At 62.8% G+C, this 23,778-nt stretch carries 24 protein-coding genes; 13 read left to right on the top strand and 11 right to left on the bottom strand.

What is annotated here, in order from left to right; all coding sequences use genetic code 11:
- Nucleotides 1–2 precede the first annotated feature (2 nt).
- From H2LOC_RS13970 to H2LOC_RS13930, 9 genes are all read right to left on the bottom strand, one after another.
- Nucleotides 3–800 (bottom strand): helix-turn-helix domain-containing protein, encoded by a 798-nt coding sequence (locus tag H2LOC_RS13970; protein WP_136497595.1) that lies wholly within the window; start codon nucleotides 798–800, stop codon nucleotides 3–5.
- On the bottom strand, nucleotides 784–1,383 hold the full coding sequence (locus H2LOC_RS13965) for a hypothetical protein (protein ID WP_136497594.1): 600 nt from the start codon (nucleotides 1,381–1,383) through the stop codon (nucleotides 784–786). Before H2LOC_RS13965 ends, H2LOC_RS13970 begins: the two co-directional genes overlap by 17 nt.
- Entirely contained in the window at nucleotides 1,376–1,798 is a 423-nt protein-coding gene (locus tag H2LOC_RS21395; protein ID WP_162009772.1) for a transcriptional regulator, read from the bottom strand. The genes H2LOC_RS13965 and H2LOC_RS21395 overlap by 8 nt, the downstream gene beginning before the upstream one ends.
- Nucleotides 1,795–2,418, bottom strand: coding sequence for a hypothetical protein (locus H2LOC_RS13955; protein ID WP_136497592.1), 624 nt, complete (start codon nucleotides 2,416–2,418; stop codon nucleotides 1,795–1,797). Before H2LOC_RS13955 ends, H2LOC_RS21395 begins: the two co-directional genes overlap by 4 nt.
- Entirely contained in the window at nucleotides 2,415–3,218 is an 804-nt protein-coding gene (locus tag H2LOC_RS13950) for an AAA family ATPase (RefSeq protein WP_136497591.1), read from the bottom strand. The genes H2LOC_RS13955 and H2LOC_RS13950 overlap by 4 nt, the downstream gene beginning before the upstream one ends.
- A gap of 71 nt (nucleotides 3,219–3,289) precedes the next feature.
- On the bottom strand, nucleotides 3,290–5,380 hold the full coding sequence (locus H2LOC_RS13945; RefSeq protein WP_136497590.1) for a DDE-type integrase/transposase/recombinase: 2,091 nt from the start codon (nucleotides 5,378–5,380) through the stop codon (nucleotides 3,290–3,292).
- Nucleotides 5,377–5,625 (bottom strand): hypothetical protein, encoded by a 249-nt coding sequence (locus tag H2LOC_RS13940; protein ID WP_136497589.1) that lies wholly within the window; start codon nucleotides 5,623–5,625, stop codon nucleotides 5,377–5,379. Before H2LOC_RS13940 ends, H2LOC_RS13945 begins: the two co-directional genes overlap by 4 nt.
- Nucleotides 5,622–6,473 carry a ParB/RepB/Spo0J family partition protein gene (locus tag H2LOC_RS13935; RefSeq protein WP_136497588.1) on the bottom strand — a complete coding sequence of 284 codons (852 nt, stop codon included), beginning with the start codon at nucleotides 6,471–6,473 and terminating at the stop codon, nucleotides 5,622–5,624. Before H2LOC_RS13935 ends, H2LOC_RS13940 begins: the two co-directional genes overlap by 4 nt.
- A 38-nt stretch (nucleotides 6,474–6,511) precedes the next feature.
- Nucleotides 6,512–6,826: a helix-turn-helix domain-containing protein gene (locus H2LOC_RS13930; RefSeq protein WP_246207184.1), complete on the bottom strand. Its 315-nt coding sequence runs from the start codon at nucleotides 6,824–6,826 to the stop codon at nucleotides 6,512–6,514.
- A 78-nt stretch (nucleotides 6,827–6,904) separates the two neighbouring features.
- Here H2LOC_RS13930 and H2LOC_RS13925 point away from each other — a divergent pair, with 78 nt between their 5' ends.
- Genes H2LOC_RS13925 through H2LOC_RS13915 form a run of 3 tightly spaced genes read left to right on the top strand, consistent with a single transcriptional unit; the run spans nucleotide 6,905 to nucleotide 8,429 of the window.
- The gene (locus H2LOC_RS13925) at nucleotides 6,905–7,606 is read left to right on the top strand and encodes an XRE family transcriptional regulator (protein ID WP_136497586.1); all 702 of its coding nucleotides are present in this window, start codon (nucleotides 6,905–6,907) and stop codon (nucleotides 7,604–7,606) included.
- Between the two features lie 17 nt (nucleotides 7,607–7,623).
- Nucleotides 7,624–8,100, top strand: coding sequence for a superinfection immunity protein (locus H2LOC_RS13920; RefSeq protein WP_136497585.1), 477 nt, complete (start codon nucleotides 7,624–7,626; stop codon nucleotides 8,098–8,100).
- Between the two features lie 32 nt (nucleotides 8,101–8,132).
- A complete protein-coding gene (locus tag H2LOC_RS13915; RefSeq protein WP_136497584.1) occupies nucleotides 8,133–8,429 on the top strand; it encodes a hypothetical protein in 297 nt (98 codons plus the stop codon).
- Nucleotides 8,430–9,152: 723 nt separating this feature from the next.
- Here the strand turns inward: H2LOC_RS13915 and H2LOC_RS13910 are convergent.
- Complete coding sequence (locus tag H2LOC_RS13910) at nucleotides 9,153–9,380, bottom strand: hypothetical protein (RefSeq protein WP_136497583.1); 228 nt, start codon at nucleotides 9,378–9,380, stop codon at nucleotides 9,153–9,155.
- Between the two features lie 129 nt (nucleotides 9,381–9,509).
- On the opposite strand from H2LOC_RS13910, the gene H2LOC_RS13905 reads away from it, so the two are divergent.
- From H2LOC_RS13905 to H2LOC_RS13885, 5 genes are all read left to right on the top strand, one after another.
- Nucleotides 9,510–10,253, top strand: a complete 744-nt coding sequence (locus H2LOC_RS13905) for a 4'-phosphopantetheinyl transferase family protein (RefSeq protein WP_136497582.1) — start codon at nucleotides 9,510–9,512, stop codon at nucleotides 10,251–10,253.
- A 235-nt stretch (nucleotides 10,254–10,488) separates the two neighbouring features.
- Nucleotides 10,489–10,860, top strand: a complete 372-nt coding sequence (locus tag H2LOC_RS13900; protein WP_136497581.1) for a hypothetical protein — start codon at nucleotides 10,489–10,491, stop codon at nucleotides 10,858–10,860.
- Between the two features lie 185 nt (nucleotides 10,861–11,045).
- The gene (locus tag H2LOC_RS13895; protein ID WP_136497580.1) at nucleotides 11,046–11,960 is read left to right on the top strand and encodes an outer membrane protein; all 915 of its coding nucleotides are present in this window, start codon (nucleotides 11,046–11,048) and stop codon (nucleotides 11,958–11,960) included.
- Nucleotides 11,961–12,057: 97 nt separating this feature from the next.
- Entirely contained in the window at nucleotides 12,058–14,520 is a 2,463-nt protein-coding gene (locus tag H2LOC_RS13890) for a TonB-dependent siderophore receptor (protein WP_162009771.1), read from the top strand.
- 62 nt (nucleotides 14,521–14,582) lie between these two features.
- Nucleotides 14,583–16,484: an HAD-IIIC family phosphatase gene (locus H2LOC_RS13885; RefSeq protein WP_136497578.1), complete on the top strand. Its 1,902-nt coding sequence runs from the start codon at nucleotides 14,583–14,585 to the stop codon at nucleotides 16,482–16,484.
- A 20-nt stretch (nucleotides 16,485–16,504) separates the two neighbouring features.
- On the opposite strand, the gene H2LOC_RS13880 is transcribed toward H2LOC_RS13885, so the two are convergent.
- Nucleotides 16,505–18,040 carry an MBOAT family O-acyltransferase gene (locus tag H2LOC_RS13880; protein ID WP_136497577.1) on the bottom strand — a complete coding sequence of 512 codons (1,536 nt, stop codon included), beginning with the start codon at nucleotides 18,038–18,040 and terminating at the stop codon, nucleotides 16,505–16,507.
- Between the two features lie 289 nt (nucleotides 18,041–18,329).
- On the opposite strand from H2LOC_RS13880, the gene H2LOC_RS13875 reads away from it, so the two are divergent.
- The 5 genes from H2LOC_RS13875 to H2LOC_RS13855 all read left to right on the top strand — a co-directional run bounded on the left by H2LOC_RS13875 (nucleotide 18,330) and on the right by H2LOC_RS13855 (nucleotide 23,777).
- Nucleotides 18,330–18,539: a hypothetical protein gene (locus H2LOC_RS13875; protein WP_136497576.1), complete on the top strand. Its 210-nt coding sequence runs from the start codon at nucleotides 18,330–18,332 to the stop codon at nucleotides 18,537–18,539.
- A gap of 332 nt (nucleotides 18,540–18,871) precedes the next feature.
- Nucleotides 18,872–19,594 (top strand): thioesterase II family protein, encoded by a 723-nt coding sequence (locus tag H2LOC_RS13870; RefSeq protein ID WP_136497575.1) that lies wholly within the window; start codon nucleotides 18,872–18,874, stop codon nucleotides 19,592–19,594.
- Between the two features lie 920 nt (nucleotides 19,595–20,514).
- Nucleotides 20,515–21,015 (top strand): RNA polymerase sigma factor, encoded by a 501-nt coding sequence (locus H2LOC_RS13865; RefSeq protein WP_136497574.1) that lies wholly within the window; start codon nucleotides 20,515–20,517, stop codon nucleotides 21,013–21,015.
- A gap of 212 nt (nucleotides 21,016–21,227) precedes the next feature.
- A protein-coding gene (locus tag H2LOC_RS13860) for an IS5 family transposase (RefSeq protein WP_202620455.1) occupies nucleotides 21,228–21,979 on the top strand; the annotation gives its coding sequence in 2 pieces (ribosomal slippage) (nucleotides 21,228–21,558 and nucleotides 21,558–21,979; 753 coding nt in all).
- A gap of 112 nt (nucleotides 21,980–22,091) precedes the next feature.
- On the top strand, nucleotides 22,092–23,777 hold the full coding sequence (locus tag H2LOC_RS13855; RefSeq protein WP_136497573.1) for a hypothetical protein: 1,686 nt from the start codon (nucleotides 22,092–22,094) through the stop codon (nucleotides 23,775–23,777).
- Nucleotide 23,778 lies beyond the last annotated feature (1 nt).

Here is a 23,778-nt window from a genome sequence, read left to right as displayed (position 1 = left end):
GTTCAATCCTCTCTTTCAATGGTTTCAATGAGGTTTTGCAGGGCGGCTTCGCGCCGCTCGCGGGCGTTGCGTTCGCCTGCGGTCCAGAGCGCCTTTTCGACGGCGGCATGGGCGGCGAGGAAGGCGGCGAAGCGCCGATCGCCGGAGTCCCGCGCTGCGTCTATGGCGTAGCGCAGGCGCCAGAGATTGGCCCGGGAATCTCGGGCCCGCAGGCTCCGATCGGCGAAGACGAGAGCGCGGAGCAGCTCGCGAGCGCAGGGAGACCGGACGGGCGCAGACGCGGGATCGTCTACGTCCAGATTCACGTCACAGTCGCTCTCCTGGGTGAAATGCTCGTGCAGCGCCCCGCAGATCGCCATGATCTCGATCACCGAGAGCGAGATCGCGGCGCGCGGGCCGCCCTTGACGACGCGCATGGCCACGGCGGGGAGATCGATATCCGCCATGTCCGGCGGCAGGCTCTTCGCCCTGGCCGCAGCGCGCTCAAGGATGCGCCGCTCCAATTCCGCCACTTCCTCCGCGAGGATAGGATCGACCGCAAGGCGCGCGGCGAATTTATCGCGGCCAAAGAGCACGGTGGTATGGTCACGGCCGCCGAGGGCCGAGCCGATCGCCGGCAGGGATTTGCCGGTGAGGCGCGCGGCGAGGTAATAGGCCGCAGCCCGAGGCCCCGTGACCGATGCGCGGCGGCTGCTCGAAGCCAGTTCGATCCGGGTGAGGCCGTAATGCGCGCATATCTCCTCGCTCACCTCGGCGATGGTGGGCGCGTGGAACAGCGCGGGATCAGGCAGCGCCGTCATGACCCGCTCCCTCTCGCTTGGCCGCGTTGTATCGGCTCTCCCGTGCGAAATGCTCGCGCAGATCGACGATCGCCGCGCCGCCTTCCAGGGCCTTGAGGTCGGTCAGGCGCTGCTCGATCTCCTCGCAGCTCTTGCGGGCGAGGAGTGCGCAATCCATCGCCGTGAGCTGGGTGCGGAGGCGCTCGATCTCGCGCTCCCGCACATGGGCTTCGAGTTCCAGCCGTTTGGCCTTTTGTGCCAGCATTTCGAGCGCCTCGCCGACGGCGCCATAGCCCTCGAAGCTCTTCTGCGGCGCGAGTTCGATGAGGCTGTCGCGCAGATCCCCGAAGCCGCTGGCCATCTCGCTCAGCGCATTGGAAAGCGGCAGATCGGGGGCTTCGTCCAGCGCGTCGGCGATCGCGGCCTTGCGCTCCAAAGCACGGCGTTCGACGCCAAGTTCGATGGCCTTTCGTCCCATCTCGTAGATTTCATCGGCGAGGGCTTCCATCGCCTGCGGTTCGAAGTGACAAGGCGAGGCCCCGAGGCTACGCAGGCAGGCTTCGAGATCGGCGAGCTTTGAGACGAGGGTTTGCGGTTCAGCCATCGACGCCTCCCGCAACTTTGAGCCGCGAATGCTCGCAGCCGCCGCGGCAGGCGTGGAACAGCGCGGTGCGCGTCGCGCTGGTGCCGGTGAAGGACTTGGCCTGTTCGTCCTGGCAATAGCCCTTGGTGATTTCATCCAGCACCGGGCAGACCACGGTCTCCCGCATCAGCTCGCCGCGCACGCGCGCTTCGATTCCGCCCCAGTCGCGAGCGCCGTAGCTGTTGGAGAGGATCTGCGAGACGGTCGATGCCGACACGCCGATCTTGCGCCCGGCCGCCGCCGCAGTGTTGGCGTCGGCATATTTGGCCAGCTCCTCGATCCATTGGGGAAGCGCGGCGCCATAGGCCTCGCGCGCCTTGTCGAGAAACAGAGCCTTAACAAGCGGTAAAGAATTAACCTTAACAGCCGCGGTCATGGACGCGCCTCCGTAACTACCGCCTCGCCCAGGGGCTTGCGGGTGTTCATGTCGAAAATGAAGTTCGCGTTGCAGAGCTTAGGCGCCTGCGGGCCGCTGTTGGCCCGCGGCGAGAGTCGATAAACGCCGACGGTCGAGCCCTTGCCCTTGAGGCGCTGCGGCGGGTCGATCACGATGACCGCGCCGGCCTTGAGCAGCGCGCGCACATAGGCGTCCGCCGTGCGCTGCGCCACCGGGCGCTCTTCGGTCGAGGCCGCTATGGCGAGTTCGTTGATCGAGAAGCGCGCCAGGGTGCGCATGGCGTTCCACAGCGCCTGCCGCGCGGTGAAGGGCTCCGTCTTGCCCTCCGCGCGCCTGATCGGCGCGTTGCGCTGGGGCCGCTTGACGGCATAGACCGCCTGCATCGCAAAGCCGTCGCGCTTCTCGCCTATGCGCACGACGAAGCCTTCGGCCTTGAGGAACTCGACGTAGCGCTTGACCGATTTATAGGCGACGCCTTCCGAGGCCAGCGCGATGGAGCGAATGGTGAAGCCCTTCGGTCCGGCGGCCTGCATCAGAGACCAGTAATGCGCCGGGCCGGAAGGCATCGCGATTTCGATGGCGATTGGCTTGCGCGTCACGAAGCCCTCCGCGTGTTGGAGGCGACGATTTCGGGCTTCACGATGAGCTTGGCGGCGCGCGCCTTGGGCGCTTCGCCGGTGTAGATCGCGCCGTCGTAATTGGCCTTTGAAACCGCCTTCACGCCGGCGTTGCGGGCCCAATGTCCAACGCCGTCGAGGCTGGTGGCGATGCGGCGGGCGCGGCCGTCGCCCTGCACGCGGATTTCGTCGAGCAGAGCGTCCTCGATCGTGACGCTTTCGGGCAGGAGCAGCTCGGCGAGCTTTCGCGCATCGGCGAGATCGCAGGGCTCCGCCCCGAACCAAGCGAGGATTCGGTTGTGCAGCCGTTCGACCTGGGCGAGCTTCGAGGGCAGCCGCTCCTCGCCGATCAGCAGCACGGGCACGTTGGAGCCCATGGCGATTTCGCGGATCAGCTCGATGTAATTCTTGTCGCAAATCTTGTCGGCTTCGTCGACAAAGAGCGGCCGGCGCGGTTCTTCCGCCAGCGTCTGGATCGCGAGCTGCGACAGCTCCGCCACCGAGCCCGAAGGCCGGTGCACGCCGCATTCCTGCAGGATCGCGCAAAGCAAAGTCTTGCGGGTCCAGCTGTCGCCGACCTCGACGCGAATGGCCCGCGTCTTGTTCTGCGCATAGATCGAGGCGTAGCTTTTGCCGTCGCCGGAGCGGCCGTGCATGACGCCGATATTGGGCAGCGACGGCGAGCGATCGCGCACGCGCGAAACCAGTTCGAAGAATCCCGAAACATTCTTCAACGCCGCGATACTGCCGCGGGGTTTGACGGGAGGGGACAGGTTTGACATAGTTGCTCTCGTATCCTTTTCGGTTTTGAGGGGCGCGCCGCTGCAACGGCGCGCCTTTCCTTTTGAAAAACTCACTTCAACGCTTGCTCACCAAAGTCTTCGAACATGGCCTTCATCGCCGCGTATTCGGCGCCGGCCTGATAGCCGCCGAGCCAAAGGGCCAGATCGGTCGGAATCGCTTCGCTGCGCGCGATCGCGGCCTCCAATTCCAATGCACGCTTGAAGCGCTGCTGCTTGGTCTCGGGGAGGCGAACGACGGAGGTCGAGGGGGCTTGTTCCTGCGTCTTCTCGGCGAGATAGGCCTTCACCTCTTCCACCGGGCTCAGCGCCTCTTTCGCCGCCGCAAGCGCCGGGGTCTCGTGGGTTTCCGCAGGGCGCGGGAAGATGGCGAGCTTGCCGCTCTCCAATGCGCCCTGGCGCAGCACGGCCTCCGCCATGTCGCGCGGCTTGATGCGGCGCATGCCGGCGCGAAGCTCTTTCGTGCCTTCTTCCAGCAAGGCCTTTTGCGCCGACTTGGCGCGCGCCACTGCTTCCACCGGATCGACGCCGGCAAGCTCGGGGCAGATCGCCTCGCCGAGGAAGGTTTCGCCATCGGGTGAGAAAAGGAAGGCGCGGCCCATGTCGGCAGGGTCCATGCGCACGAAGACGCGATCGCCGGGGAGGACGGTGGTCGGCAGATAGAAGCTGCCGTCGATGCGCACGCCCTGTTTGCCGACCATGCGCAGCCCATCGGCGCCCGCGAGCGGCGCCAGCAGCAGATCGAGCGCGCGCTCGTCGGCGACGCGGCGGACCTTGCCGGCATAGGAGGCGGCCTTGGCCTGCGGCGAGACGCCGTCGATCCCGCTATGGGGCCGCGAGGCGTAGCGACCCCGCGCCCAATCGTCGAGATAGGCCTGCAGCTCCCTGGCGGTGAGCTCCACGCCGAAGGCGCGGGCGTCATCCTGGCCGAGGCGGGCCGAGAAGGCCTTGCGCTCCTCGATGACCTTGCGGTCCTTGACGCTGTGGCCGATGAAGCCCGGCAGCAGCGGCATCAGATCGCGCTGCATCGAGCCAATGGCGCGCTCGACATGGCCCTTCTGCTCGGGGCTGAAGGGCGCGGAGAATTCGACCTCGATTTCGAGGCTGGCGAAGAGGCGCTGCGAGGCCTTCGCGATGAAATCCGAGCCGTTGTCGAGCTTCAACCGCTCCGGCGCGCCCCATTCCAGGATCGCCTTGCGCATCAGCAGGGCGACGGCTTCAGCCTTGGGCGTGCGCGAGAGATAGATGCAGAGCCGGCGGCTGAAAATGTCGATGCAGACATAGACCGAATGGCGGCCATCGACGCAGAGGACGTCCGCGGGCGAAGCGTCGATCTGCCAAAGCTCGTTGAGGCGCGTGACGGGATGGGAGTTGGCGCCGGAAACCCGAAAGGCGCTCTTGAAGCGATCCGGGTTCGTCACCCGCGTCAGCAGCACGCCATTGTCGGCTTTGAGCCGGGTCAAATAGAGCTGAAAGGTGCGCTTCGAGGGCAGTTCCAGCCCCGCGAAACGATCCGCCACCAGCGTGCGGACATGATCCGCGGAAAGATGCGGCTGATGGGCGACATGGGCGAGGATGAACGCCTTCACCTTACCATCCTCCGCCACGTCCAACGCGCCCTTACCCCTGCGCGCCGCGCCTCGATCGACTCCGAGGCGGGATTTGTCGCGCCGCGCCGCGATGCGCCAGCGCTGGAGCGTCTTTGCGCTCGTCTGTTTGATCTGCGAGCGCACCCAGGCCGCGACGTCGATGCGCTCGGCGTTGTAGAGCGCCGCGAACAGCCGGTCCGCCGTGCGGTGGCTCATGGAGCCCTCGACCGCGAGCCGGTCCGCGGCCATCACCAGCGCCATGCGGGCGTCGCGGGACTCCATCATCGGCAGGGAGAGCTGGTCGCAGCCCGCGGCGCTCTCCTTGGTGGCGTCGACGAGGCCAAGGGTCCCGGCGACATAGGCCGCGAGGCTTTCGGGCGGCAGCAGCTCGATGTGGTATTCGAGCCCGCCGCCGCGCCCCGAGCGCGCCCGCACCATGCCGGCGCGCTCGTCCCAGCCGTTGCGCTCCGCCCAGTCACGCCAGCCGCGCGGCGTCGCCGGCAGGCCGGGCAGCGCGAGGTCAGCGAGTTCCTGGAGCGAGAGCCAGCTGTTCATTTTCCGGCGGCCTCAAGGCGCATGCGGGCGTCGGAGACAGCCTTGCGGCCGGCCTCGGTCAGGCGAAAACAGTTGCTTGGGAGGTCATGGAAATAGAGGCCCGCATGAAGCCATTGGCCTATCACGGTTGGATGAGGCTGCAGCCGCACCGCCCAGAACGGCGTGCCGTCAAACTCGCTCAAGGGGACGCCCGAAGCGCCTGGAGGAAAGGTCTCGCGAAGGAGATAGACCTGCTCGACCGTCATCTCCGCGTCTCCGCGTAGGCGAGCCCGAACTTCTTCATGAAAGAGGCGCGCGTGGCCTTGCTGGCCTTGTCGAAGGACTCGGAGAGGTTTGTGAGCAGGCGGCCTTGCGGGTCGTTGGCGGGCTGCCGCTCGAAGCCGCAGGCCCATTTGGCCTGCAGCACCGTTTTGGCCTCGCCCGAGGAGATTTTGCGCGCCAGGGCGAGCTGCTGTTCGGGCTCGGCCTCGGCCAGGGCGAGCAGCTCCTGCTGATTGGTCTCGACCCCGGTGCCGCGAATGGCGGCGATGATCTCTTCAGACAAATTGTTAGCGATATGGAGTGCGCGATCGATAGTGCCCTTGCTGTAGCCGATCCGCTTCGCCGTCTCCTCGGAAAAGCGGGAGGAGAGAAAAACCCCCAAGTTGGGGTTTTTTTCTTCCTCTTTGAATTCAATGTCTTTGCGCTTGCGACCGCGCGTCTCCCCATATTTTTTGACGAAGAGTTCCCGGCGCTTGGCGATGAAGATCGCCCGATCCAATGGATTAAGGTCGCGGCGGGCTACGTTCTCGTCGATCTCGGCGATTTTCGCTTCGAGATCGTCGAGTTCCTGCACCATGACGTGCTTGCCGACGACCAGTTCTTTCCAGCCGAGATCGACCATCGCCCAGTGGCGGTGGCCGCCGATGACGAGCTGATAGCCGCCCGCCGACTTGGGGCGGACGATGATCGGCTGATCGAGGCCTTCGCCGACAACGCCATTGCCTTTGCGCTCGATCGAATCTGCGATGAATTGAGCATGCGCCACGTCGACCGGCCGAAGACGGTCCGTGGCGTCTATGTCCGCGATGGCGATTTTTTCGGGGATTTGCATTCTGCCTCCGGGGCGAAAGGGCGTCGGTTAACCAAAGCTCAAGCGGCGCGGCGGCGTAGCCTCGACCGGAAGGACGCTGTCGGGATAGGCTGGGCGCTCGGGCGCGGAAGCGCAGCCGTGGAGATCAGCTTGCCGTCCGCGTCGAACCATTCCGGCCACAATTCGCAGAGCGGCACGCCGAGAAAATCGGCGATGGCGGCGTTGGCGCGCGGATGGGGGCGAATTTGCGCCCAATACATGGTCTGGCGCTTCAGGCCGTGGTCGCGGGCGATCGCCGCGAAACTCGATCCTTTCATGCGGATCGCCGCCATTATTTCGTGGCGGTTCAACCCCTCTTTGCTCGCCTTGGGCACGTCCAACCTCTCGAATCCACTATTTAAGGTGGATTTAAGCTCAAGTTTGGCGATGCGTCAACCTTGTATGGTGGATTGATGGCGCGCGATCCACTTTTCGATAAGGAGCGCTTCGGCGCGCGGATGCGGGAGCTGACCAAGGGGTTCAAATCGACCGCAGAGGCGGCGAAGTTCCTCGAAATTCCGGAGCAGACGCTCCGCAATGCGCTCGCTGGAAAAAATGAGCCTCGCGCGCCCTTCTTGATGGCCGTGAGCGAAAAGCTGGAAGTCCCCTTGAATGATCTTCTGGGGATTGCGGAGCAGACCTCGCCGAAGAGCGAGATCGTTCCACCGCAAATGGTGCCCGTTCAAAAGCTCGACGCCCTCGCTGCCGCGGGCGCGGGCGCGACCAACAGCGCCGTCGCCGTCGACGAGGAATTGATATTCCCGACCTGGATGATCCGCTCGCTGGCGCCGCCGGGCGCGAAGCTGCGCTTCATGCGAGCGAAGGGCGAAAGCATGGTCCCGACGATCGGGGATGGAGCGCTCCTGCTCGTGAACGAGGCGGAGCGAACCCTGCCGACGAAGCCGCCCAGGCCGAAGAACGAGTTCGACAACCCCGACGTTTACGTCTTCCTCCAAGAGGGCGAGCTGCGGGTGAAACGCCTGCGCAAGACGCCGAAGGGCGAGATCGTCGTTTCTAGCGACAACCGGGCTTATGATCCCGAGGTGCTCGGCGGCCCCGATCTCAAGCGGTTTAAAATCTGCGGCCGGGTGGTATGGTGGGACAATAGGCTTTAGAGTTTGAGGCGCATTAAATGCGTGTTTTGAAGATCGTTTTCTTAGGTCTGGCCGCTCTCGCCTGCTGGTTCCTCACGGCGTTGGCGGCCTATTACAGCGCTCCGACCTGGTTCAGGAGCTATCCAAACCTGATTGCGCCCGCGCAGACGCTCTTCTCGATCCTGGAGCTTCTCGCCTTGGCCCTTGCGGCGATTTTGATCTACGTCGCGCCCAGCGTCGTCGCCGTCGGCTACAAGCATCGCCATGCGCAGGCGATCATCGCGCTCGATCTGCTGTTGGGCTGGACCTTTCTGGGATGGGTCGGCGCGCTCGTTTGGGCGCTGATGGCCGCCGAGCCGGTTGATCTGCAGCGTCCGACTCCTCCGTCGCAAGAAGAGCCCCCCGCTGCCCTGCACGAGGAATCAGACGCCGATTTGCTCGGGCCGCGCGTTCTGCGGTGGTTGGGTGCAAAGACCGCTGGCGTCTTTACTCGCAGTCGGTCCAATTCTCAGTGAAACGATGCGCTCTCGCCCTCGCGCTTTTGCTGATGGCTGCGTCGCCCGCTTTCGCCTGCAAGGGCTGCGGGTGCCGGGGCGGTCCCGGCTATCGTGGCCCGGACGGCCGCTGTGTCGGCTACGCCAATCTCAAGAGCGTCTGCGGAACGCCTCCCGAGACCAATTGCGCGAAGGAAGGCGCCGCCCAGGTCGAGGAGCCGGAATGCACCGGCTGCGGATGCAAGGGAGGCCCGGGCTATCGCGGCCCCGACGGCCGCTGCGTGGGCTTCCACAACATCAAGAGCGTCTGCGGCGACCCTCCCGAAACCCGCTGCAAGAAGGAGCTTTGATGAGCCCTTCAACGCCCCTTGAAGCGCCTCTCCAGTTCCTACTTAAGCGTTTTTGTAGACTAATGCGTTCTCGCGCCCGCCGCTTAGGCAATGCTAGGATTCAGCAGTTTCCGGGGCTCGGGCGCGCTGCTTCGTCCGAGTTCCGAGTTTGCGCCACCGCGGCGCTCGATTGCCCCGGTTTTCTTGGCCACACGCCGTCGGCCTCGGCCGTCGTGACCCCATTTGATCTTGCGCGGTCCTTTTCCGATGCTCCCGCCAAAACCCTCGGTTTTCCCGGCTAATCCCGGCCAGTTCCGGCTAATCCCGCCGTGTCCCCATATGATCCTGCGCATGACACGTGTCATGCGCAGGATCATATGGGGACACGGCGGGACCAGGCGGGATCCTCCGGAATTAGGCGGGATCGCCGGGGAAACCGGGTATTTGGGCGGGGGGAGCCCGAAACCGCCGCGCAAACTCGACACTGGGCCGACGCGGCGCACAGCAGCCAGAACCCAAGCATTGCCTGAGCGGCGGGGCGAAAACGCGTTAGCCTATAAAATAAGGCGCGACCAGGAGCTGAGACGGCGCTTCAAGGGGCGCCGAATGGCTCGCGGAAGCTCCTTCTTGCAGCGGGTTTCGGGAGGGTAGCGCGCCGACAGGCGAATCCCCGCAGGCCCCCGCGCCTCAGGGGGCGATAAACACCCCTTGAGACCGCGGGGCGCGGTGGCTGCGCTTGTGTTTTCAGCCCCAGTGGCGGCAAAGCCCGGTCCAGTGCCGAATGCCCTTGTCCTGCTCCCGGCGGGTATAGGACGCGTAGCAACGATGGCGGTGCTGGTTCGGCGATATGAGAGCCGCCGGCGGAGGGGAGTAAAGTCCATAGGGAGCCGGCCTGGCGTCATAAGCCGCCGCCGGCAGGATCGCGCCGAGCAACATCCCCAGCGCGAACATCGCTACGCCTGCTTTTGTCATTGTCGGGTTCTCCTTTTCGCAGCCAAATAGGAGAGGCGGAACGTCCGTGTAGGGCCACGCAAGATGCAATGTGGAAACCAAAAACCTCAAATGCTCGGGTTGGGATCGCGTGGAGGGTAGCGCAGCAAAATGTCTTTCGAACTCGACGCTCTCCTGCGCACGCGGCCTCAACCGCCGGAGACGATCGCCTGGGCGTGGGCGTTGGAGCGCAACGCAGCCGAGCCGCTGGAACATCGGGTGTTGCCTTCAATCGCGGACGTCCCGAGCCGTCCTCCGACGCGGGGGGAGCTTTGGCTGTGGTTCGGCGAACCGGCGACGGCGAGCTTCGCCGAATTTCTCGCGCATCTGGACTCCGCCGAGCAGGCTCGCGCGCTCGGCTTCCGCGTGGAGGCCGACCGGTGGACCTGCGCCGCCTCGCGCGCCTGCCTGCGCGCGCTGCTCGGCGCTATGCTGGGGGCCGCCCCGCTCGGTCTGAGTTTTCTTTCCGGCCCCAAAGGCAAACCGCTGCTGTCGTCGGGGCGGATCCATTTCAATGTGAGCCACACGCGCGGCCTCATCGCCATCGCCATCGCCGGCAGCCCCGTGGGCGTCGATGTCGAACCAATGCGTCATCTGCCGGATTTGATGGACCTGTCGCGCCTCGCCTTCGCGCCGCAGATGCAGGCTGAGCTCAGCGCCTGTCCGAATGAAACTCTCAGAACAAGAATGTTCTTCCGCTTCTGGACCCTGGCGGAAGCCTATATCAAAGCGACCGGCGAAGGCGTTTCTCAGGGGCTGTCGAGCTTCGTCTTCGACGCCGAGGCAGCTCGATTGATCCAGGCCGCTCCGGCTTGGGGTCCTGCGTCCCGCTGGCGTTTTCATGCCGGGCCGTGACGGCTGCATGGATGAAAGCCGTCGACGCGGCTTCAATGATGAAGAATGAAACATGATATGAAAATGTTGGTCGGGAGCAGTTCAAGCTTGCGCCGGCTTACCTGCGGATATAACGTAAACGAATGCTGAAGCCCGGATTGTCTCGGGTTCGGCGACGCAATTTGCAAGACTCATAGCGTTGAACATGTTTGGGCTGGGGGACAAAAGAGACCGTTGGCGCGGGAATGCGAAGCCGATGTTGGCTGCGCTCCTTCTCGTGCTGTTGGCCGCGCAGAGCCTCCTGATCCTCTCGACGCCGTGCCGTCACGCCGCCTACAACGCCAACGGCGTCGTCGCGGCTTCGCTTGAAGCAAATTGTCTGCATGCGCCGGACGGCGACCAGTCCCGTCGCGAAGGCAAGGATTACGACCACTGCTGCTTTGCCTGTTGCACGCGCGACGCCGACGCGGCAGTGGCCTTCGCGGTTGCGCGCATCTGGGAATCGATCCTCGAATTCCATGATTTCGAAATAGCTTCCGGAGCGCCGGCCGCCGGCCCGGAACGCCCGCTGTCGTCGGCGGGCTGGGTCAGCTCATGGTCTTCGCAGGGGCCTCCCGCGTCGGCTTGAGTTCCGTGCAGTGGCGTTTCTCCCGCCACAACTGCGCCTTTCCCTTCACTAGCTGAAACTTCCCTCGAGCGCTTCGGCGGCTTCGAGGCGGCAAACTCGTGACTCGGAGTCCGCTCATTGCAGTCGGCTCCGTTGCGGGTGGAACGCGGCGCGTCGACGTCGCAAACACTCAAGGATTTCGCACGATGAAAAAAACTCGCGCCCTGTGGGCCGTGATCCTTTCGGCCTGTTCCGCCGGGTCGGCTCTCGCCGCCGATCTTCCCATTCTCAAGGCTCCGCCCGTCGTTCCGCCGTCGCCGCCGACATGGACGGGCTTCTATTTCGGCGCCAACGTCGGCGCCGTGTTCGACGCCAGCCCGAGCGTCACCACCAGCGCCTATCCGCTTTACAACGATCTCGCCGATCAATCGGGACTGGGCTTTGGTCCGACCTATTTCGGCTCCGCCGTCGCGGCCTCCACGCCGCTCGGCGGCTCCTTGAGCAATGTGGGCGTCATCGGCGGCGGCCAGGCCGGTTTCAACTGGCAGTTCGGCGCTTTCCTCGCGGGCGTCGAGGCTGATGTGCAAGGCTCGACGCTCGGCAGTTACAAAAATCTCTCCGGCGCCGCGCTGGAGCCGACGACCCAGGCGCTCCTCACCACGACGTCGAGCCTCAACAAGTCATTGAACTATCTCGGCACGGTGCGCGGACGCCTGGGATATCTCGTCACCCCCACTTTGCTGGCGTTCGGATCCGGCGGCCTCGCCTATGGCGGAATGAATTTCTCGAACGCCCTCTTCATAAGTTCGGCTAATCCGAATTTCACCGCTTCAGCGCTTTCCGCCCAGTTCAACGACGCGAAAATAGGATGGGCGGCGGGCGGCGGGCTCGAATGGATGTTCCGCCCGGACTGGAGCGCCAAGGTCGAATATCTCTACTACGACCTCGGCGCGCAGACAGCCGCGATCAATTTCGCGGCGGCCCCGCCCAATGGCGCGGCGACCCTGCTCTATTCCGCGGGCTATCGGTCGTCTGTGCGCTTCAACGGCCACGCCGTGCGCGCCGGCGTCAACTACCACTGGCATTGGTTCGCGCCCGCCCCGGTCGTCGCGAAATACTGACATTCGCTCGAGGGGGCGTCTCGTCATGCGCGCCGCCTCTCTTTTCTTGAGAATTTGTCCTGTCACGGCGCCGCCGATGCGGCGCGGGAGATCCCTGATGAAAACCAAACGCCTTTTCTTGGAAGCATCCCTGGCGGCCATCGCCGCAGCCGCGGTCGTCGTCGAGGCCCGGGCGCAGGAGAGCTTGCCTATGATCGATGTCGGCGCCGAGAAAGTTGTCCAGGGCGCGCCGCCCGGTCCAGCCGGCGGCGACGGCGGCGGAACCGGAGGGGCGGGCGGAAACGGCACGAGCATCGGCATCGGGAATAACGGCGAGATGTGCGCCGGCGACATCTGCAACAACCCGAAGTCCTATGCGGCGCCGGTCCAGTCGATCGGCACCAAGGTCAACACGCCAGCCATCGAAACGCCGCTCTCGACCAAGACTGTCACCAACCAGATGCTCGAAGACCAGCAGGTCACCTCGATCGAGCAGGCGCTGCGCAATGTCAGCGGCGTCTATTTCTCCGGCGGCGGCGGCAGCTCCTTCGGCTATTCCTTCGGCGCCGTCGTGTTGCGCGGCTTCCCCACCAGCACCTACTACCGCGACGGCGTGAGGCTGGACACTTATCAAGGCGGCACCTCCGGGATCGGCGGCACGCTCTTCGCCAATGTCGAAAATGTCGAGGTGCTCAAAGGTCCGGCCGCCATTCTCTACGGCGCCGTGGAGCCCGGCGGCATCGTCAACCTCAATTTGAAGCAGCCGCTGGAAAAGCCCGCCTACTCGATTCAGCAGCAGGTCGGCAGCTATCAGTCCTATCGTACGGTGCTCGACGCGACCGGACCGCTCTCCGCGGATAAAAGCCTTCTTTATCGCTTCATCGCCTCTTACGAAAACGACGGATCGTTCCAGGACTACGGCTACAATCGGAACGTGATGTTCTATCCCGTGGTGAAGTGGAACGTCGACAACAACACCTGGATCCGCGTCAGCGATCAATATCAGGAAAACCGCATAAACCAGGTCTTTCTGTCCTATCTGACCTACAACAACGTTCTTCCGCTCTGGCTGGGCCGCAGCTGGAATCCGGGGCCGCCGTCTCCCGACGCCCAGAAGCAGAACTTCGCCACTGTGACCTGGCACCACGACTTCGACAAGGACTGGTCGGTCCAGCAGAACTTTCTGTGGCAGACCGTCAACCACACCTACACCCAGACCGGCGCCATCCTCGTGTCGGATTGCATCTCGCCCGGGGGCTATTGCGGCGCAGGCAACTTCACCGGCGCCTTCCTGCCCGGCAATGCGCAGCTTGTGGAGAGCGGCTATCCCAGCTTCGGGACCCAGCAGACCTATGTCACCAATCTGGACGTGGTCGGCCACGTCAAGACCGGCGAGCTCCAGCACACCATGCTGCTCGGGGCGGACTACTACCGTTACAACGGTCGGCTCCTCAACACTCTGGCAAATTCGTTCGGGTCGCTGACCGTGTTCGGGACCGCTCCTGCGACGACGCCCTCGCTATATGCTCCCTCTGCGGCCTCGGGCCAGCAGGGCGACAATGTCGGCGCCTATATTCAGGACCAGATCAAGCTTCCCTATGATTTCGAGATCCTCGCCGGCGGTCGTTACCAGTATGTCAACAGCCGCTTCCAGACGACCACTGACGACACCTGCGGCTATCCGAACAATTACGGCCTTTCCATCCCCTGCGTACAGGCTCTCGAGACAATGAAAACCCAGACCGTCAACCAGAGGGTCACGCCGCGTGCGGCTCTGCTCTGGCGGCCTTACGAGTGGATGAGTCTTTACGGCAATTACGTCGAATCCTACAGCCCCAACTACAACGGCTATCTGGTCCTCGGCTCGAACCTGCCCAATCCTCCGAGCGCAGGCCAGCAAGAGGAAGCCGGCGTCAAATTTCAGTTCTTCGACCAGAGGCTGCAAGCCCAGCTCGCCTATTATCACCTCGTCAAGACCAATATTCCGGTCGGCATTCCCAACGACCAGATACACGAGATTCTGGTCGGCCAGGGACGGTCGCAGGGACTCGAAATCGACATCGGCGGCGAGATCATGCCCGGCTGGAGCGTGAATCTCGCTTACGCCAACACCGACGCCCTGGTCACCAAGGCTTCGCCCTTCGGGGCCGGCTACAATCCCGCGATCGGGTCGCCCTTTCCCTATGTGCCGCGCAACCAGGGAAGCATCGCGTCATCCTATGAGTTCAGAAACGGCTCGCTGCAGGGTCTGAAGGTCGGCGCGAGATATGACTACACCGGATATCTGCCGTTCTTCCATTACAACAACGACGGCACTTATATTTATGGACAGGGAACCCCTAGCTACGGCCTCGTCGGCGTCTTCGCGGGCTATGATTTCCTGTACAACGGCTACAACATCCACACTCAGCTCAACGTCGATAATCTGTTCGACAAGACCTATTACCTTCAGGGCGGCCTCGTGCCGATGTCCTGGGATCAGCTGTCGTCGCCCCAAGCGGGTTGGAGCCTGGCCTACCAGAACAACTCGGTGCTCGGCACGCCGCGCACGATCCGGGGGTTGATCAAGGTGTCGTTCTAGCGCGCGCATTGCGTCCTGTCCGCGCGTAAGCGATTGAGCAGTCACAGTGGGGGCGAAGGCCGTTGGAACTCGAACTCTCCTGGCTTCCGCCTCCCTCCGACGATTGGGCGATCGCGGTCAAAAAAATGGAGCAGGAGGGCGCCTCCTGGTCCGACTTCGTGGCGCTCGCCGGCGCGCGGCTCGGTTTTCTCGAGACCGAGCGGCTCGACCGAATCTTCGGCAGATATTTCGCCCATGATCCGCCTCGCGGCGTCGCGGGCGAGCCGATCAGACTCGCGCTGCTCGGTTCTTCGACGCTCGCGCATTTACGCTCCGGCATTCGCATCGCTGCGGCGCGCCGCGGATTGTGGGCGTCGATCTACGAAGCGGGTTATGGCCAATATCTGCAGGAGTCGCTGGACGAGAGTTCGGCGCTTTACGCCTTCAGGCCGAATGCCGTGCTTATAGCGCTCGACGCGCGCCATCTGGCGGGCGCCGTCGCCTCCGCTGCGAACGAAGCCGAGGCCGAGGCGGCGCTGGGCGAAACTCTCGCGCGTCTCGAATTGTGTTGGAGCCGGCTTACCGCGCGCCTCGGCGCCGCCGTCATCCAGCAGACCCTGCCGCCTGTGTTTCCGCATCTGCTCGGCGCCAATGAGCATCGCCTCGCAGCCTCGCCCGCGCGCGCCGTCGCGAGACTCAACGCCGCGCTGCGGGCAAGGGCTGATCGCAGCGGCGTCTCGATCCTGAATCTCGACGAGCGGGCCGCACAGGATGGCGTGCGCGCATGGTGCGATCCGGCGCTCTGGCTACGCGCGAAGCAGGAGATCAGCCCCATCGCATCGCCGCTCTATGGCGATCTGGTGGCGCGGATTCTTGCGGCGATGCAGGGACGCTCCAAAAAATGCCTCGTTCTCGATCTCGACAACACGCTCTGGGGCGGCGTCGTCGGCGACGACGGGCTCGACGGCGTTGTCCTCGGCCAGGGCAGCGCGCTCGGGGAAGCTTACGTTTCCGTGCAGAGCTACGCCCTGGGGCTGGCGCGGCGCGGCGTCATTCTCGCGGTCTGCTCGAAGAACGACGCGGAAAACGCCTATGCGCCCTTCGACAGACATCCGGAGATGATCCTCCAGCGCGATCACATCGCCTGTTTCATGGCCAATTGGGACGACAAGGCGACCAATCTGCGCCGCATTGCGCAGGAGCTCAACATCGGCCTCGACAGCCTCGTGTTCCTCGACGACAATCCTTTTGAGCGCAATCTCGTGCGCAAGGAGCTGCCGCAGGTCGCCGTTCCTGAAATCCCGGACGACGATCCCGCCCTGACGCCGCAAATTCTTTCGGACGCGGGCTATTTCGAGTCCCTCGGCGCGACCGACGACGATCGCGCGCGTATGGCCATGTATCGGCAAAATCGAGTGCGCGCGCAACTGCAGGCGGCGGCGACGGACCTTCCCACCTATCTTCGCAGCCTGGAGATGGAGCTCGAATGGCGCCGCTTCGACTCCCTGGGCCTGGCGCGCACGGCGCAGCTCATCAACAAGACCAATCAGTTCAATCTGCGGACCCGGCGCTATACCGAGGCTGAGGCAGCCGCGGTGATGGAAGATCCGCGCGCCTTCGGTCTTCAGCTGCGTCTCGAGGATCGCTTCGGCGACAACGGCGTCATCGCGGTCGTCATCGGCCGCCTCGACGAAGAGGAACGCTGCGTGATCGACACCTGGCTCATGAGCTGCCGGGTGCTGGGCCGCATGGTCGAGCAGGCCACTTTGAACATCGTCGCCGAGGAGGCGAGGCGCCTCGGCGCGACGCAACTCGTCGGCGAATATCTTCCGACAGAAAAAAATGCCATGGTCGCAGGCCTTTATGAGAAGCTGGGGTTTTCGACCCTGGAGCGCCGCGCCGACGGCTCCGCGCTCTATGCGCTGACCTTGGCGGATTTCCAGGCGCGAGAGGCGCTCATGCGTGTGCGGCGGGCCGGAGAATGAAATTTTCTTTGCGAACCCGCTCAGAACTGGAAGTACAGAAAAACCGCGGAACCCGGCAGCATGAGCAGGTCGCAGCCGAGCAGCAGTCCGGCGGCGAGCGAAGTGGCGTAGTTCAAACGCAGCGAAGATGCAGCGGCGGCGTGCGAGGCCAGCCATTGCATGATCGTCTGGCTGTTGGGGAGAGCCCATACGATGAAGAAACGTTCGGCCAGATCGAGATAGGGCATGGGCATCCCGGCGTCGTCCGGCGTCGTCCAGCCGTTGAGGCCGAGCATGCCGCCGAGCGTCGTCATCGCCTCGCCTATCGAGTCGGCGCGAAAGAAAACCTGGCCGACGAGAACCGCGAGATAGGTCACGATCACCTGAGCCGCGACGATCGAGGCTTTGATCCCGATGGGCGCCGCCTCCCGAGGCTTCGGGCCATAGGCGCGCCACGCCTGATTAACCGTGAGATAGAATGCGTGGCACAGGCCGAAAACGAGGAATTGCAGTCCGGCTCCATGCCACACGCCGGCGAGGGCCATGGTGACGAGGGTCGGAGCCGCGACGCATTCGAGGAAAGCGGGCATGTCGACCACGCCGCGCCGAAAAGGGGGCAGGCCCTGTTTTTGCCTGCGGCGGGCGACGAGCAGCGAGATCGGATTGTAGAGCAGAAGCGTCAGGTAGCGGGTCAGGGTCATGTGCCAGCGCTGCCAGAAATCGATGATGCATCGCGATCTGTATGGCGAATTGAAATTCAAGGGGAACTTGATCCCGAACATGGCGGCGAGCCCGATCGCCATGTCGGAATAACCCGAAAAATCGAAGTAGAGCTCCATCGAATAGGCCAGAACATAGCCCCAGCTCGAAAGCGTCCCGAAAGCAGCCGGATGGGCGAAGCCGAGCGCAACCTCGCGGGCCAGGGGATCGGCCAGGATCACTTTCTTCGAAAGGCCGATGACGAAATAGAGCGCGCCGAACAGGAGGTTTTCCGTTCTCACCGCATAGATTCTGCGATCGAGGAGCTGGGGCGCAATTTCCCGGACATGCAGGAGCGGCCCGGCCGCGAGATGCGGGAAAAATGAAGCGAACAACGCATAGCGAACGAGGTCCAGGTCCTTCGCCTGTCCCTGTCGACAGTCGACCAGGTAACTGATCTGGGTGAAGGTATAAAAGGAAATGCCCAACGGCAGGATGATGGATTGGTCGTCGCCCGGGATTCCGACGAGATTATGGAAAAAGTCCACTATCGCTGTCAGATATTTGAAATACATCAAAGGAATCAGGTCGCAGACTATCCCGAACGCCAGCGCGATATCGGCTTTCATGGACGGACTGTCTTCGTCGCCTTCGAGCTTGTCGCCGAAGCCGAGCAGGAACCTCCCCAGGAGGAAATTGAACAGGATCGAAAGCATCAGCATCGGAACGAAAGCGACGTTCCAATAGGCGTAGAAAACGAAGGAGGACAGGACGAGCCATGCCGCGGCGGCGGTCGGGCCGAATTTGGACGTCAGGTGGTAGCCGAGAAGGGCGATAGGGAGGAAAGCGCAAATGAACGCATAGGAATTAAACAGCATGCGCCCGATTTTCCCTGTCTGCGATGCTGAGGCAGTTCGCGGCTCTGCGCAATTTGCGTCCCTGAACGAAGGCGACGGCTAGAGTGTTTTCACGTTTCAGGAAAACTGAAAACACTCTAGGCTCTTGTTTTAACGCGTTTCCCACGCCGAACCGGCGTCCACTTCTGCTGGAAACGCTCTAGTGTGCGCCTGGAACTCGGCGCCGGCCCGAAGCCGAAGCCTCTGCGTAAGCGTGCAATAGTATCGGAGCTCCCGCCTTAGCGTCGGCATATCGAGACGGCGATCGCGCATGCCGCAGTTGGGCGGGGTCAAAGAGAGCCATGCAGGAGGCTGCGGTCAGAATATCGATCCAGCAGAGCTGGCGCTCGGGCGAAAGCAATTCATGGATGACGCTCCAACCCAACCTCTGCTCCAAAAACCGAAAGATGAGGACGAGGCTGAAGAGCAGGATGGCTCCAATCGCCGCCATTATACGGCGCTGGGGCGCCTGCGCGCGTGACGAGAATCGCCATGCTACGGTTATGCCCTTTGAAATCATTGACGCGCCTTTCGAGAAAGTTGAGCGAGGGCGACAACCCCAAAGCGGACAGGTCGTTGCGCGGCTCCGCATGAGGAGCCCTCCGGGCCTGCCGCATTGACGGATAAGACGCGCCGAAGCGCCAAAAAACGACATCTTCGATCCTGCGCGCGGAAACTTTTTTCGCCCGCCGCGCGCGTGGCCCAATGTTGCAGGATCCGGCTTCCCTTCTTTCGCTGCATCAGTTAGACGAAGCGAAGCTCAGGGCGCCGTCACCCTCGCGCATCCAACCCGTTCTTCACGCCCCGTGAAACATGCCCACGCCAGAGATAACGCTCTTTTGCTTTCCCTGCGCCGGCGCCAGCGCCTCCGTCTATTATTCATGGCGCCGCAGGTCTCCCCCCTGGCTGCAGGTCGTGCCGGTGGAGCTGCCGGGGCGGGGCGCGCGTTTCGGCGAGCCGCTCATTTTCGATTTCGAACGCCTCGCACGGCAACTGAGCGAAGAGCGGCAGCGCGACCTGCCGCGTTCATTCGCATTCTTTGGGCATAGCTTTGGAGCCTTGCTCTGTTATGGCGTCGCTCATGAACTCGCTGGACGGGGTTGCAGTCTTCCCCTTGCAATGTTCGTCGCCTGTTGCTCGGCGCCGACACGACGCGACGACGAGCGTCTGTCCAGGTTGGACAACGACGATGCGATCGTCGCGGAGCTGCGCAGTCTCGAGGGTACGCCGAAAGAGCTCTTCGAGCATCCCGAGCTGCTACGTCTGACGATCGACGTCGCGACCGCTGATTTCGCCGCATGCAGAAGCTTTCGGAAAAAAGACCTCCCGCCTCTCGACGTCGACATCTTCGCGTTCGGCGGGCGGGACGATGAAGTGACGCCGGAAGCGCTGGACGCCTGGGGTCTGGAAACGTCTCGGCAATCCGCCGTCGAGCTTTTCCCTGGCGGGCACTTCTTCCTGCAGCGTCGGGAAAGCGAGTTTCTCGACAGGCTGTTCGGGATACTCGGCGCTCTCCGAGCGCGCGCGAAGCGATGAAACTCACAATGCGGATGGAATGAATGTTCGCCGCCAAGTTGAAAACGAAAAGTTCTCGCGCGACGCGCCGACTTTCGACAACCGACATTACGGATATATTGCAAGCTCTGCAGTTCGATGTTATGGAAGTTAAGGCTGACAGTTCACAAATTTCGTAAGTTCGAATTCACTATGATCGGGCGACGCTCGAAACATCCTGAATCGAATATGCGCTTGCTGGACGGGTCGGTCGTGGAAGCGCTGTAGGGGACCCTATGGGGAGCGACCTGCTCAGGAGCTGGAAGAAACGCATCGCAGCTCTTGCGATAGCGCTTGCAGTCTTCTTTGCGCTCGGCTTGCCCAACGCGCTCCATGCGACATCCTCTCCGGCATTTGAAAACAGCGCCGATTGCGGCAAAGGCTTTCCCGGCGCTCCGGCTTCCGGAAGCCATGCGGGTCACTGTTGCATTTTAGGTTGCGGCGGACTGAGCTTCATCGGCTTCGTCGCAGTCATTGCGGAGATCCTCGCCGAACCAGAGTCGGGCGCAACCGTTTTTGTTTCGACGCTCGAAACGCCTCCGCGTTCTTTCATTCTTTCTCGATTCGCCGCGCGAGGACCGCCCCGACTGGCGTGACGCGGCCAAACTTCCCAGGCATCTCGCGACTAAAATCCTGAACGCGGCTTTGCGCTTCGAAAGATGCGGCAAGGGCCTGTGGCGGCTTCGCTTGCGACGCGAGCGCCGCAGCGCATATGCGTCTGGGATTTCGATTGCGAATTCAAAGCCGGCGACGCGGCCGCATGAGTTTCTTCGCCTCCGCGGCCTGTCCGGTCGCCTTTTGCTCGTTGCAGGGATTTCTCATGTTTCAACAACCGCGTTATCAATCCGAGCGTTCGCCGACGCGTGGACTGCCGACCTGGTCTCGTTCTGAAGGAGCAGGCCATGTCGACCGCTAACCCCGGGATCGCCGCCCTCTACCACAACCATGCCGGCGAACTTCGAAGGTTCGTCCGCCGCCGGCTGGGCCCCCAGGAAAGCGAGGATATCGTGCAGGACGCCTATCTGCACGTCATGCAGAACGGCGCCGCTTCGTTGCTGCAATCTCCGCGCGCTTATTTGTTCAAGATCGCCGCCAATCTGACCATCGATCAACTGCGAAGGGCCAAGGTCAGAGCCGGGCAGTGCGAACTCGAATGCGGGGATTTCGAGATTGGGCACAGCGGAGCCTCGATGGAGGTCTCGATGGAGTTCCGAAGGCTGGAAAGCGCGCTCGCCGAATTGCCTCCCCTTTGCAGGAAAGCTTTTCTGCTGAGCAGGGTGGTCGGGCTGAATTACCCGGAAATCGCCGAGCAACTCGGCGTTTCCGTGCGCACGATCGACCGTCATATGGTGAAGGCGTGGAGACATGTCTATCACAAGACAGGCCGCTCCCCGGGGACATGATTGGAAAGACCCAACTCTGCCGGAATCGAGCCGAGCCCGGTCTCGAGCATGTTCCCAAAAAGTGCGAAGCGGTTTTTGGAAAAGAACATGCCCCGTCAATGAGGCCTGGAGCCCGTTCGACTGCGTTTAAACCGAACGCGCTCTAGGGCCTGTTGAGAATCAGGATTCCCATTTTGGTGGAAGGATGATTCAAGCTCCGAAAGGAGTTTGCAATGCCCCGATTCTGTCTGACGGACGGCCAATGGTCGAAGCTGGAGCCCTTTTGTCTTGGCAAGCCCTCCGATCCCGGCCGGACCGGGAGCGATGGGCGATTGTTTTTAGAGGCGATCTTGTGGATTGCGCGCACGGGCAGCCCCTGGCGCGATCTGCCTCCCGCCTTCGGCAAGTGGAACACCGTGTTCAAACGCTTTCGCGATTGGGTGAAGGCCGATGTGTTCAAGCGGATGTTTGACGCCGTGTCGGACGATCCAGACATGGAATACGCCATGATCGACGCCACCATCGTCAAGGTCCACCGCCATGGACAGGGCGCAAAAGGGGGACTCAGGGCCAGGCCATAGGCAAATCCAAAGGCGGCTGGACCACCAAAATCCTCGCGCTCACCGACGCGCTCGGCAATTTGGTCCGCTTCGTTCTGCTGCCGGGGCAACGCTTCGACACGGTCGGCGTCGCGCCTTTGATCGAGGGCGTCGAATTTGGCGCGCTGCTCGCCGACAAGGCCTTCGACAGCGACTGGATCGTCGCCGAACTGAACGAGCGCGGCGCGCAAATCGTCATCTCCCAACATCCAAGACGAAACGCGCCTCTCGCCATCGACATCGAGCTTTACAAAGCCCGTCACCTCATCGAAAACTTCTTCGGCAAACTCAAGGAGTTCAAGCGGATCGCCCTGCGCGCCGACAAAACCGATCAAAGCTTCACAGCCATGATCCGCCTCGCCGCCGCGCTCATCAATTCGCGATGAATCTCAACAAGCCCTAGATCGCTCTCCTCGCGGTCTTCGATAATTCGGACAGTCCGGGCCATGAGCCCGGGCTACGCATCGCCCGCTTCAGCGGAAGAGAAGAGATCTGTTTATGCGGCGACCTCGCTTGCTTCTGGCGCTTCTGACGCTCGCCGCGTTCCTTGCGGTCACGCGCGGCGAATTCTCCGACGCCGACACCCAGCAGCGGCTTCAAGTGACGCACTGGCTGTGGTCGGATCAGCCCCAGGTGGCGCAATACCAGAGCCGAGGCTCCATTCCAGCGCATCCGACCTATTGGAACATCATGGCCCGCCCGGGATTTTGCGTCCTGCCGGGCAAAGATGGAAAGCTCTATGCGCAATTCGCGCTCGGCCAGTCATTGCTGATGGCGCCGTCGGATATTCTGGCGGCGTCCCTTATCGGAAGCCTTCACGGCGCAGCAGGATCGGAAGATGCGGATCGTTTTTCGCAGGAGCGTATGACGGTCGTGAATTTCGTGACCTTTTCCATATTGAACGCGTTCGCGATAGTTCTGTCATATGACTTGCTGCTGTTGCTCGGTTTCTCCGAGAGGCAATCAATGGCGTCGGCGGCGCTGTTATTGTTCGCGACGCCGTTTATCGTCTACATGCAGGACGTCGCCGAGACGAACCAGATGTATTTGTTCTACGTCGGGGCCATGGTCTTCGCCTTGAAAGCGCGGCGGAACAGACTCTATCTGAATTGCGCCATTTGCGGGACGCTCGCGGGCTTCAATGTGTTGATGAAATTGCCGAACCTCGTCTACGCCCCGGGGCTTGTCCTCGTCTTTCTGTTTGCGGAAGAGGGCGATCTTTCCTGGCCGGAGAGGCTGCGGTGGGCGATATCCCGGCAGGCCCTCAAAGGGATGGTATGCCTCTTCGCTCCACTTTGCGCTTTCATATTCGTCGATCGATACTATCAATATTTTCGTTTCGGGGAATGGTTCAGCACTTACATGAAGGAATGCGCGGAAGCCTATGCGGCCGTCGGCGGCTATCCCGAAGCCTATCCATTCGGCTACGATAGGGCGGCGGGGTTTCTCGGGCCGTTCTTTTCCGCGGATCGGTCGCTTTTTCTTTTTTCGCCATTCCTCGTCTTCACGGTAATGTTCCTGGCCTTCAACTGGAGGAGCGTTTCCCATTCCCGGCGGCTCGCAGTCGTCGCCTCCCTCGTCGCTTTGGCGGGATTGGCGCTGATCTACGGTGGGTCTTATTACTGGAACGGGGGAGCCGGATCCTGGGGGCCGAGACATCACTTGCCGCCTGCCCAAGCGCTCTGTCTCCTGGGCTTCGCCTTCGCTGCGCAAGGTTTCGCGTCCTTCAGGCCGCTGACGCGAAGCCTCGTCGCCATGAACATCGTCATAGCTCTAGCCTGTCAGACGGCAGCCCTCGCCTATTCGCCGCTGCTCGAAAATCAGGCTTATTTTCTCGGCGATCCGTGGCGGGTCGTTCCGCTGATCAGAGCGAGGAACATCTATCGTCTCTTGAACGGCAGCCTGAACTCCTATGGAGCGACGCTCGACGATGCGGAGATGCGATCCCATGTCGAGGACTTCGCCGAGGGCTCGCCGGACATTTTGTGGCTCTCGATCGGCTTTGGCGCAGCAGCCGAGGCTCCGCTTCTGGCTCGGGCCGTCATAACGGCGTGGTGTCTCTTTGCGGCCGCCGTAATCGCCGCCGCGGGAGCGATCTGCGTCGTCGGCTTCCGACGTTCTGATCGAGCGCCGAGCCCGGCGACGGCGTGCAGAGGGCTCTCCGAGGATGAGGGAAGCGCCTGAA

The sequence above is a fragment of the Methylocystis heyeri genome (genome assembly GCF_004802635.2).
Taxonomy (GTDB): Bacteria; Pseudomonadota; Alphaproteobacteria; order Rhizobiales; family Beijerinckiaceae; genus Methylocystis; species Methylocystis heyeri.
This window is presented reverse-complemented; position numbering and strand designations above follow the sequence as displayed.

Excerpts from the sequence above, each read along its gene's own strand:
- H2LOC_RS13925 (WP_136497586.1), top strand. The coding sequence starts at position 6,905 with ATGGCGCGCGATCCACTTTTCGATAAGGAGCGCTTCGGCGCGCGGATG.
- H2LOC_RS13970 (WP_136497595.1), bottom strand. The coding sequence starts at position 800 with ATGACGGCGCTGCCTGATCCCGCGCTGTTCCACGCGCCCACCATCGCC.
- H2LOC_RS13865 (WP_136497574.1), top strand. The coding sequence starts at position 20,515 with ATGTCGACCGCTAACCCCGGGATCGCCGCCCTCTACCACAACCATGCC.
- H2LOC_RS13905 (WP_136497582.1), top strand. The coding sequence starts at position 9,510 with ATGTCTTTCGAACTCGACGCTCTCCTGCGCACGCGGCCTCAACCGCCG.
- H2LOC_RS13935 (WP_136497588.1), bottom strand. The coding sequence starts at position 6,473 with ATGCAAATCCCCGAAAAAATCGCCATCGCGGACATAGACGCCACGGAC.
- H2LOC_RS13940 (WP_136497589.1), bottom strand. The coding sequence starts at position 5,625 with ATGACGGTCGAGCAGGTCTATCTCCTTCGCGAGACCTTTCCTCCAGGC.
- H2LOC_RS13965 (WP_136497594.1), bottom strand. The coding sequence starts at position 1,383 with ATGGCTGAACCGCAAACCCTCGTCTCAAAGCTCGCCGATCTCGAAGCC.
- H2LOC_RS13875 (WP_136497576.1), top strand. The coding sequence starts at position 18,330 with ATGCCGCAGTTGGGCGGGGTCAAAGAGAGCCATGCAGGAGGCTGCGGT.
- H2LOC_RS13900 (WP_136497581.1), top strand. The coding sequence starts at position 10,489 with ATGTTGGCTGCGCTCCTTCTCGTGCTGTTGGCCGCGCAGAGCCTCCTG.
- H2LOC_RS13910 (WP_136497583.1), bottom strand. The coding sequence starts at position 9,380 with ATGACAAAAGCAGGCGTAGCGATGTTCGCGCTGGGGATGTTGCTCGGC.
- H2LOC_RS13890 (WP_162009771.1), top strand. The coding sequence starts at position 12,058 with ATGAAAACCAAACGCCTTTTCTTGGAAGCATCCCTGGCGGCCATCGCC.
- H2LOC_RS13950 (WP_136497591.1), bottom strand. The coding sequence starts at position 3,218 with ATGTCAAACCTGTCCCCTCCCGTCAAACCCCGCGGCAGTATCGCGGCG.
- H2LOC_RS13870 (WP_136497575.1), top strand. The coding sequence starts at position 18,872 with ATGCCCACGCCAGAGATAACGCTCTTTTGCTTTCCCTGCGCCGGCGCC.
- H2LOC_RS13915 (WP_136497584.1), top strand. The coding sequence starts at position 8,133 with ATGGCTGCGTCGCCCGCTTTCGCCTGCAAGGGCTGCGGGTGCCGGGGC.
- H2LOC_RS13880 (WP_136497577.1), bottom strand. The coding sequence starts at position 18,040 with ATGCTGTTTAATTCCTATGCGTTCATTTGCGCTTTCCTCCCTATCGCC.
- H2LOC_RS21395 (WP_162009772.1), bottom strand. The coding sequence starts at position 1,798 with ATGACCGCGGCTGTTAAGGTTAATTCTTTACCGCTTGTTAAGGCTCTG.
- H2LOC_RS13945 (WP_136497590.1), bottom strand. The coding sequence starts at position 5,380 with ATGAACAGCTGGCTCTCGCTCCAGGAACTCGCTGACCTCGCGCTGCCC.
- H2LOC_RS13920 (WP_136497585.1), top strand. The coding sequence starts at position 7,624 with ATGCGTGTTTTGAAGATCGTTTTCTTAGGTCTGGCCGCTCTCGCCTGC.
- H2LOC_RS13855 (WP_136497573.1), top strand. The coding sequence starts at position 22,092 with ATGCGGCGACCTCGCTTGCTTCTGGCGCTTCTGACGCTCGCCGCGTTC.
- H2LOC_RS13895 (WP_136497580.1), top strand. The coding sequence starts at position 11,046 with ATGAAAAAAACTCGCGCCCTGTGGGCCGTGATCCTTTCGGCCTGTTCC.